Here is an 8,149-nt window from a genome sequence, read left to right as displayed (position 1 = left end):
GCGTCGCCGGACGCCTCCTCGCCCGTCTTCACCGCGGCGTGCGATTTCTCGGAGTCGGTGGCCTTCTCCTCGCCGGCCGACTGCTCGTCGTCTGCGGACTTCTCCTGGACCCACCCGTTCCCGTGCTCGTACGACGCCTCGTCCTCCTCAGTGGACACAGCGCTGCTCGAGGTGGAGTGGGGCTCGCAGTTAACCGAGGCATATCCAGCGGTGGGGAACAACAGTGCGCCGGCTACCGCGATGGCCGCGATCGGAAGCAGCCCGGTCTTCGGAAAATACGACGTCGCGGCTGCGCGGATAGCTTTCGTCTGACGGCGGTAGGCGGATATCGGTGTCACACGATTCTCCTCTTCTACACACAAGAGCTAACCAGCCTTGAACAGGCATGGGCAGCCGTCGCCCGGCCGATCACGGCGTGACGAGCCAAGCGACAGCGGAACAGGGCAATCAGCGTCCGGACAGCCGACACGGGATCGTCGGCCGCAGCTCCCGCAACGCGCCAAAGTGGAGTGTCCGGCTGCCGGGGCCACTTGCCCGTCCTCACGCCGCTAAACCTGGCCGCCCGCTGCACGGCGGCAGCGTCGGCGAACGGTCCGGGTCATCCGGCTCGCCGGACGGGGCGACCAGCCGGCCGCACCACAGCGTCGGCACCTGGCAAGCCGGGCAGCGGCTACTCGTCTAGCGGATCAAGGCCCAGCGTCTCCACCCGGACTCTCTGCGAGGCGTCGTCGTCCAGCCAAGAGACGTGAAGCACCTCGCCGCGGTACATGAACCGGCCCTGGTTCCAGTCGGCCAGCTCATCGTCCAGGTGCTCGGCATCGAGGAGAAAGTCGGTAATTGCGCCGCCCTTGTCCACCAGGAACCCGTGAACGCCCTCTTCCGGCTCCGACCAGCGCCGCCACCACAATCGGCCACCGATCTCCGTCCACCAGGTCTCTACGCGGATGTAAACGGCCCCGACCTGATCAGCGCCTCGGAACAGATGCCCAGCACGCTCGCGGTACGGATCCAGGCGGGCATCAGCAACGACTGGCGGATTGTCTGGCGGGCTCCATGGCACGCGTCGATGATCCAACAACACGGATTTGCGCGCAGACAATTGGTCGGGATGCGGTGGTCGCGCTGGGCAAGAGACCGGATGCCTCCGGCGGGGGCGTCGATGGCAGACGGGAGGGCACGGGAGCAGTTCGCGCAAAGTAGCCGATACTCAGGCCGTGACGTTCTGCTGCGAGATGATGAAGGACAACGCCGAGAGGCGGTGCGACGAGCACCCCGACCCGTTCGACTGTCCAGACAACCTGATCTTCTTCAGCCTGCGCGACGGCTACGGCCTCATCATCCACGACGGCGGAAGCTCCTACATCGCGATCAAGTACTGCCCGTGGTGCGGGGCAATCCTGCCCAGCGATGACGACTGAGCGGCGCGACTGTGCCGGCCACGAGCCGGTAACCGTGTCCGCCCACGGTCATGAACGGTCACGAACGGACAGCTGACCCGGCCGCGCCGTGCCCGATCAAGGCGCCGCGCAAGCGCGGCGCGCTCTGGACCTCCGGCCCGCCGCGCACGCGCGCCGGCCGGCCGTACCTCAGTGCTGAGCCTTGAGCTACTGACGACTGGGCAAGCGCGTCACAGCGGCATAGACAGCTGCTGCCGCAAACGAGCCGATGGCCCACGCGTAGGCACCCGGCATCCCCGGCGACAACAGGCCTTTGGCCAGTACCGGCAGGATTACGACCGCCGGAATCCCACAGATAGCAGCCGACCAGCGGTGCTGCACGTGAGTGCGGTGCCGATCCACTACAAGGGTGCCCACGGTGACGGACAGCACTCCATAGACAGGCCCGACCGCGGTCCACCTGTCGACCAGGTCCGATACGACGGCCCCCACGCCTAACGCCACCAGCAGCCACAACACCGTCAACCAGCGAACCGGCTGGTTCGGAGCAGGCTGCCCAGAACCCTTCGACTGCACGAGTCTGCCGTTACGGTCGTACTCCCAACCGTTGGCCGGGGTGGATTGGGCAGGACCAGCACTCATCACGACTGAAGTGACCCCTACCGACCGGACGATCAGGGACAGCGACGGTCAACGGCAGCCTGAGACGGCAAAGGCCACCGATCAACGTTTCCGCTGGTCAGGGGCCGTTCCACCTGCTGGTGGCGGGTAGAGGATTCGAACCTCTGTAGCTTTCGCGACGGATTTACAGACCAGTCGCGCAATCGCCTCTGACCTGCACCGCAGCGCCGCGATCGGTGCCGCCGCTCCGTGCATTCTCCGTCCGCCGCTCTGGCCCCGGATTCTGGCCCTCCCCGGCCACCCCAGGCCCTACTAGAGTGACGAAGCACGAAAACCCCGGGGATCTGTTGTAAGCCAGATCGCGGATCGAATTGTCGACCTAGCCGGGTACCCGGCGCCCTGCGCAGGCGTCGGGCAACCAGTCGACAAATCGACGCCTGGGAGAGGAGCGGGCAGTGCCCCGGTCCCTGCACGAAGAACAGGACGGAAAAAAACGCGCCAGACGGCGCAAGAACGCGATTCGGGCATTAAACGGTGTGCGTTCGACGTTCGATCTCGCCTCGACTCTTGCGGCGAGCGCAAGGCACGAGGGCCTCAGCTATGCGGCCAAGGCCCTCGCGGTCACCTGCCAGATAGCGGTATCGGTCTTGGAGTCCCACCACCGCTAATCTGGCGGTCTGGGGGTCGGCCTGCGCCGGCCCCCAGACGCATATCCTTTCAGCACGCTACCTTGAGTTGGCCGTCTTGTTGCCACCCCTCCGGACGAAGTTCGAGAACTCTTGTGAATCAAGATGATTGATGGGCTATCGGGGTTAAACGTGACGGACCCGAACAACATCAGAGCTGAAACACTCGGGGTGCGTGGGGCACGCGTGACCCCGAGTGTTTCAGCCTTCACCCCTCACCCCGATCTTGAGTGACACGCCCTCGATCTTGAGTGACACTCGTACCCCACTGTCACTCAAGATCAGAGACATTTTCCCAGCTCAGGGCCGTTTGAGTGACACGAGTGACACGAGTGACAGTTCCCGTATCCCGTTCAGATCCACTCTCCGATGGAAGAGCGCACCCGACGGATAGGCCCTGCTACGTAGTCCCCCATCCCGACAGAACATGCCTGGCGTCGTTGTGTGCGACAAGGGTCCAGCGCTGATGTGCGACGACTGAACCTGGTCGTTCTCGGGTCGCTTGCCATGCGCTGAGGGCGCAGTACCACATGCCGACCTTCAGTCGTCCGAGATCCGGAGAGCCGAGCAGTAAGGCGTACATGGCCGCGATCGTCTCGCTGTGGCCGACCACGAGTACCCGACCGCCCGGGTGCTCGTCCAAGATGCTGTCAAGAACGCCGGCCGCACGGTCGACGTAGGTGCGCCACGATTCGGCCCCCTCCGCAGCAGGCCGTATCGGATCGAGAGGGTCGATCCCCCACTGCGCACGCGCCTCTACCCAAGCTTGACCCTCGGCCGCACCGGCGTCGGGGAACCGTAGGTCTATCTGCTCCTGGATGGGGACGCCGAGGGCGGCGCCGACGATGCCAGCGGTTTCCAGTGCACGTCGGGTAGTGCTGGCGTGTATAGCCGTGACTCCACCCTCGCCGGCCAGTCGCTTGCCCAGCGCTTGCGCCTGCGCGCGGCCTTCCTCAGTCAGCCCGGAGCACGTCGACCCGGCAATGACTCGGTTGAGGTTGCAGTGCCCCTGACCGTGCCGGGCGATGAGCAACTCGCGGTGCGGACCCTCCGTCACCATGCAGGCTCCCCCGCCACGAGCTGAGCGGTGAGCATCTCCACCCGTTCTTGTAGACCGGGCCGAGCATCGATGAGGGACTGCGTCCGATCGATCGTGCGTTGAAGCGGCACAGCGTCATCACGGTCCGGCAGGTCAGCGGGCAGGGTGCACAGCGGTACCGCCACGACACCGGTCGCTCCGGCCGCGACGCTGCGGGCAACGTGTCGGCACCGGCCGTCGTAGAGCTGGAACGGCTCGCCGGTCGCGGCCCGCAGCTGCGCCACGTCGTCCAAGCTGACCTTGCAGATCTTCCCGCCGGCCGGCAGTACACCGGCCTGCCGGGCGACTGCCGCCACGGTGGGAGTGAAGGTGGCGGGGCTGTACTTGGGGTGACTGTAGACGAACGCCCCGGCGGGCAGTTGTGCCAGGAACGTGCCGAGCGCCGTGGCGTCGGCGTGCGACCGCAGCACCACGATTGGCCGTACGCCGCATTCTGCCGCGTGCATCAGGTCATCCGGGGTCCATACGCAGGCCAGCAATCGTTCTGGTGAAACTCGCTCGGTCCACACTTCGAGTACGCGGCGCCGCTCTTCGGTGGTACTCGTCTCCCCGCCGCCGATCGTGCCGGACACGAGGAACAGGTCGAGCCATGTACCCCCGGCCCGCTCCGCGTAGGCGCCGCAAGCGCCGTGGTCGACGCTTCCGTCCGCGTTGCGCAGCGTCAGCACAGGAACCATGACGCGCGGCGCGTTCACGCATCCACCTCCAACACATCATCTGCGGGGTGGGGGTCCGAGCTACCGGCGACCGCCGCGTGGATCATCCGTGCCGCCGTTGAAGCCGCCACTTCATCTGTACGAATGATGGCGTCGAACTGAATGTTGGCGTGCTCGCGAAGGTCTCGACGCGTCTCATCCCACGCACGGAGCCGGTCACCGATATCGCTATCGCCACGCCCCGCGACTCGCTCCGCTGTGGTCGCACGCGCGCACCACAGGAGTACGCGTACCCAGCGAGCGGGGAACGCCTCCACTGCCGTAATACCTTGCACCTGGCCGAGGTGCAGCACCGGTATGCGGCCCGCCTGGATTAGCGCCGCAACGGATTCACGATCGACGGCGTATACGTTGCCGTAACGGCTGTTGCTGTACAGCACTGCGCCCCGCGATTCCAGCTCTCGTAGACGCTCGGTCGCAATAACCCGGTAGCCGTGAGACTTACCCCCACCGACCTTCAGCCGCTGATAGGCCACGTAATGAGGGTCAAGCGCGAGTAGCTCGGTCGTGATCGTGTCCTTACCGCTCGCGGGTGGCCCGTAGAGAATAACGCCTGGCGCCACGGCTACTCACCGTCCAGTACGACCTTGAGCAGGTCGCGCGCCTGTTCCTGTAGCGGCATACCGCGTGAGCAGTTGTCGACAACGATGTGTTGAACCGGTGGCCGGAAATCGACGTCGATGGTGGTCAGGTAGCCGGGCCAGTCGCTGAGCTTTGCCGCGTCACGAGCCGCGCCACGGTGGCGGATGTAGGTGTGCATCGAATCTGCGTCGCAGTACACCCAGACGAACACGGTTGTTGCGCCGAGGTCCGTGTAGGTAGCCCGCGTTCTACCGATCCACGCCGCGTCGTTGAACTCGCGGATGAAGGGTGCGGTCACAATCGCACTGTTTCCACAGGCGACATTTTCCACCGCTGCCGCCGCGAGCGATTCGTATTCACGCGGTCGAATCGAGCTGAGGTAGGTATCCGACTCGCGGTCATTCGGCGAAACACCGATGATCTCTAGGGCAGCTTCTACGACGGGTCGAGTAAGGGTGTCCTTGTCCAGCATGGGCCAGCCCGTTTCGCGTGCGAGGATGCGACCCAACTCGGTCTTACCACTCCCCGCGTAACCACCGATCAGAAGAACAACCGGCTTGCGCAAGCGAACTTCCTTACGCCCCGCCGTGTCCGGCGCATGCACGACTCGCTTCGATCGGGACTTACTGACGACAAGCCCCTCATCCATGAGGAGCTTCATCGCCTCGGAGATCGTGAAGACGCTGACACCCCACGCCGCGGCTAGCTCACGCGTCGAGGGCAGAACGTCGCCATCCCTCAGAACGCCGGCCTCGATGTCGTTGCGGATGTTCCGCGCTACCTGACGGTGCAGAGAGTCCGACCTCGACAGAGCGGACTTGTCGGATGCCACGCAGGTCACCTCGTCATCGGTCAGAGCAGTCAACCGGCGAAGCCTACCAGATACCTAACAGATGTTAGGTATTTCGTCAGGTATGCCCGGCCTCGCACATTGCGGTAGACCTAACAGTTGAGTTGTCCTCATAACAGTTGTTAGCTTGCTTGCAGGCCGGTGAACAACGGGGACGGCGGAGCGGCTTCGGCTGCGACGTGCGACCTGACCGATTCGAGCGAAGGGCACATCCGACCATGGCTTCCGAGCTGTTGGAGACCGGTACGGCCGGTCCGACCGATGACGAGCTGGCCGAGATCGCGCGGGAGATGCCGCTGATCGAGGCCGAGGTGGCGTTGGTGGACGCCGAGATCCGCATGGTGACCGCCGAGAGCGGTCCGTCGGCGCTGGACTGGCGCCGGCTGCGCCGCGCCGAGGCCCGCGTCCTGCGCGAGGCGGCCGCGCTGGCGACCCGCGCCGGCACGCCGCGTTACCGGGGCGCGGCCTGATGGACCGCGACGACGCCGACCGGTACCCGTACCGCGACCGGGATCTGGAGCGGGTGCGGCCGAGCGAGCTGCGGGTGGGTGACCTGGTCGCCCACGCCGGCCCGGCCGGTAGCCGGATGTACTGCGGTGACCCGGTGACGTTCGTGGCGTGGGCCGGCTTCGATCCGACCTGGAACTGCGACACGTACCGGGTGGAGTACCGCGCCCGGTGGGGCGAGGGCTACTTCGTCAACCCCGACCGCATGCACGTCTACCGGGTCAAGACCGCGAGCGAGGCGTGATGTCACGCATCCGAGCCTCGTTCTACGACCCGACCGGCGCCCGGTACGGCATCCCTACCTTCTGGTGGCGGGGCGCCCCGGCCGGCTACGCCACCGTGCGGCAGTTGCGCGCCGCCGGGCTGCGGCCCGGTGGTCAGCCCGTCGCCGCGCAGGTGCTGTGGCGCGGTGTCGGTGGCACCCGCGTGGCGTACCTGTACCGCGTCGACGCCGCCAAGCCCAAGCGCACCGCCACCCCCGCGCAGCTGCGTGCCATCGACCGGGCGCTTACCGCGCGGCGGACCTGTTCGACCTGCCGCGAGGTGCGGCCCTACTACATCCCGCGCTCGCTGGGCGAGTGCCTGACCTGCTCCACCGCCTGAACGGAGACCGCAAAGTGAAGCACAAGTTCCTCGGCTACGTCGCCCTCGCGTTCGTGCTGTTCTTCATCATCACGAACCCCACGGGCGCCGCCGGCACCGCCAACCACCTCGGCGCCGGGCTCGCCTCGGCCGCCACGAGCCTCGGTGACTTCTTCACCGCGCTGACCGCCGGTGGCCGGTGATGGACACCCCGACCCGCACGGCGCCGTTGCCGCGTCTCTACCCGATGCCCGCCCCGGCCGACGACCCGCGATTCACCTTCGGCCTACTCATCGACCTGATCGACGTTCTCGAAACCCACGGCTACCCCCGACCCCTCTCCGGCGGCGACCTGGTCGCGCTGCAACAGGCGATGTTCCGGTTCCTCTACGACGCCCACCGCGCCGAAACGGAGGCCCACCGATGAGCAAGACCCCCCGCACCAAGACCGGCCGCGTCTATGCCTACACCGGGGCGATCCTCGGCGGCATCGTGTCGATCGCGGCGAACATCGCCCACTCCTACGTCCCGCCGGCCGAGGTCGCCAAGGCAATCGCGGCAGCGCAGCGCACCGGCGCCAAGGTGCCCGACTGGTCACCGCATCTGGGCGCCGTGATCGGCGCCGTGTTCTGGCCGGTGTTCCTGTTCATCGCCGTCGAGATCTTCGCCAACGTCGCCTGGCCCGCCGCACGGCGGTGGACCGCGCTGCGCTTCCTCGGCCTGCTACCGGTGGCCCTGGTCGCCGCCGTCGTGTCGTACCGGCACCTGTCCGGGCTGCTGGCCTTCTACGGCGAAGACCGTCTCACCGTCGTCGTCGGCCCGCTCGCCGTCGACGGGCTGATGGTGATGGCATCCGGCGCGCTGGTCGCCATCGGCGCCCGCCGCGCCGCCGGCACCGCCGCCGAGCAGGTGACCGAAACGGCGACCGACGCGGCACTGCCCGCGCCTGCCGCCGACCCCGCCTCCGTCACCCCGACACCACCGATCGCGGCCGACGACGACGTGCCGGTCCCCGCACCGCAGGACACGCCCAAGCCCAAGCCGGTCCGCGCGCCCAAGCGCCAGCCGTCGGCCGCCGACCGGGTGGCTCGCGCTGTCGCCAAGACGCC

General features: G+C 66.8%; 11 protein-coding genes and 1 pseudogene. 7 read left to right on the top strand and 5 right to left on the bottom strand.

Annotated elements, in window-relative coordinates; translation table 11 throughout:
• Positions 1-670: 670 nt before the first annotated feature.
• Positions 671-1,060, bottom strand: a complete 390-nt coding sequence (locus tag Pme01_RS30470; protein ID WP_168118275.1) for a hypothetical protein — start codon at positions 1,058-1,060, stop codon at positions 671-673.
• Positions 1,061-1,214: 154 nt separating this feature from the next.
• Between Pme01_RS30470 and Pme01_RS30465 the strand changes: the two genes are divergently transcribed.
• A complete protein-coding gene (locus Pme01_RS30465; protein ID WP_239088561.1) occupies positions 1,215-1,418 on the top strand; it encodes a DUF6980 family protein in 204 nt (67 codons plus the stop codon).
• 1,686 nt (positions 1,419-3,104) lie between these two features.
• On the opposite strand, the gene Pme01_RS30460 is transcribed toward Pme01_RS30465, so the two are convergent.
• Genes Pme01_RS30460 through Pme01_RS30445 form a run of 4 tightly spaced genes read right to left on the bottom strand, consistent with a single transcriptional unit; the run spans position 3,105 to position 5,966 of the window.
• Complete coding sequence (locus Pme01_RS30460) at positions 3,105-3,764, bottom strand: histidine phosphatase family protein (protein WP_168118274.1); 660 nt, start codon at positions 3,762-3,764, stop codon at positions 3,105-3,107.
• A complete protein-coding gene (locus Pme01_RS30455) occupies positions 3,758-4,498 on the bottom strand; it encodes a dihydrodipicolinate synthase family protein (RefSeq protein ID WP_168118273.1) in 741 nt (246 codons plus the stop codon). Before Pme01_RS30455 ends, Pme01_RS30460 begins: the two co-directional genes overlap by 7 nt.
• Complete coding sequence (locus Pme01_RS30450; protein WP_168118272.1) at positions 4,495-5,082, bottom strand: guanylate kinase; 588 nt, start codon at positions 5,080-5,082, stop codon at positions 4,495-4,497. The genes Pme01_RS30455 and Pme01_RS30450 overlap by 4 nt, the downstream gene beginning before the upstream one ends.
• A gap of 2 nt (positions 5,083-5,084) precedes the next feature.
• On the bottom strand, positions 5,085-5,966 hold the full coding sequence (locus Pme01_RS30445; RefSeq protein WP_239088560.1) for a GntR family transcriptional regulator: 882 nt from the start codon (positions 5,964-5,966) through the stop codon (positions 5,085-5,087).
• A gap of 203 nt (positions 5,967-6,169) precedes the next feature.
• Between Pme01_RS30445 and Pme01_RS30440 the strand changes: the two genes are divergently transcribed.
• From Pme01_RS30440 to Pme01_RS30415, 6 genes and pseudogenes are all read left to right on the top strand, one after another.
• On the top strand, positions 6,170-6,421 hold the full coding sequence (locus Pme01_RS30440) for a DUF6284 family protein (RefSeq protein WP_168118271.1): 252 nt from the start codon (positions 6,170-6,172) through the stop codon (positions 6,419-6,421).
• Positions 6,421-6,702 (top strand): hypothetical protein, encoded by a 282-nt coding sequence (locus Pme01_RS30435; RefSeq protein ID WP_168118270.1) that lies wholly within the window; start codon positions 6,421-6,423, stop codon positions 6,700-6,702. The genes Pme01_RS30440 and Pme01_RS30435 overlap by 1 nt, the downstream gene beginning before the upstream one ends.
• Positions 6,702-7,061: an RRQRL motif-containing zinc-binding protein gene (locus Pme01_RS30430; RefSeq protein ID WP_168118269.1), complete on the top strand. Its 360-nt coding sequence runs from the start codon at positions 6,702-6,704 to the stop codon at positions 7,059-7,061. The genes Pme01_RS30435 and Pme01_RS30430 overlap by 1 nt, the downstream gene beginning before the upstream one ends.
• 14 nt (positions 7,062-7,075) lie before the next feature.
• On the top strand, positions 7,076-7,243 hold the full coding sequence (locus Pme01_RS30425; RefSeq protein WP_168118268.1) for a hypothetical protein: 168 nt from the start codon (positions 7,076-7,078) through the stop codon (positions 7,241-7,243).
• Positions 7,243-7,467: a hypothetical protein gene (locus Pme01_RS30420; RefSeq protein ID WP_239088559.1), complete on the top strand. Its 225-nt coding sequence runs from the start codon at positions 7,243-7,245 to the stop codon at positions 7,465-7,467. Before Pme01_RS30425 ends, Pme01_RS30420 begins: the two co-directional genes overlap by 1 nt.
• Positions 7,464-8,149: pseudogene (locus Pme01_RS30415) on the top strand (hypothetical protein); the annotation flags it as partial. The gene Pme01_RS30420 and the pseudogene Pme01_RS30415, both read left to right, overlap by 4 nt.

This window comes from Planosporangium mesophilum, assembly GCF_016863255.1.
Classification (GTDB): domain Bacteria; phylum Actinomycetota; class Actinomycetes; order Mycobacteriales; family Micromonosporaceae; genus Planosporangium; species Planosporangium mesophilum.
This window is presented reverse-complemented; position numbering and strand designations above follow the sequence as displayed.

Bases quoted from the DNA above. Each gene is read 5' to 3' on its own strand.
- Pme01_RS30435 (WP_168118270.1), top strand. From the start codon at position 6,421: ATGGACCGCGACGACGCCGACCGGTACCCGTACCGCGACCGGGATCTG.
- Pme01_RS30430 (WP_168118269.1), top strand. From the start codon at position 6,702: ATGTCACGCATCCGAGCCTCGTTCTACGACCCGACCGGCGCCCGGTAC.
- Pme01_RS30420 (WP_239088559.1), top strand. From the start codon at position 7,243: ATGGACACCCCGACCCGCACGGCGCCGTTGCCGCGTCTCTACCCGATG.
- Pme01_RS30440 (WP_168118271.1), top strand. From the start codon at position 6,170: ATGGCTTCCGAGCTGTTGGAGACCGGTACGGCCGGTCCGACCGATGAC.
- Pme01_RS30460 (WP_168118274.1), bottom strand. From the start codon at position 3,764: ATGGTGACGGAGGGTCCGCACCGCGAGTTGCTCATCGCCCGGCACGGT.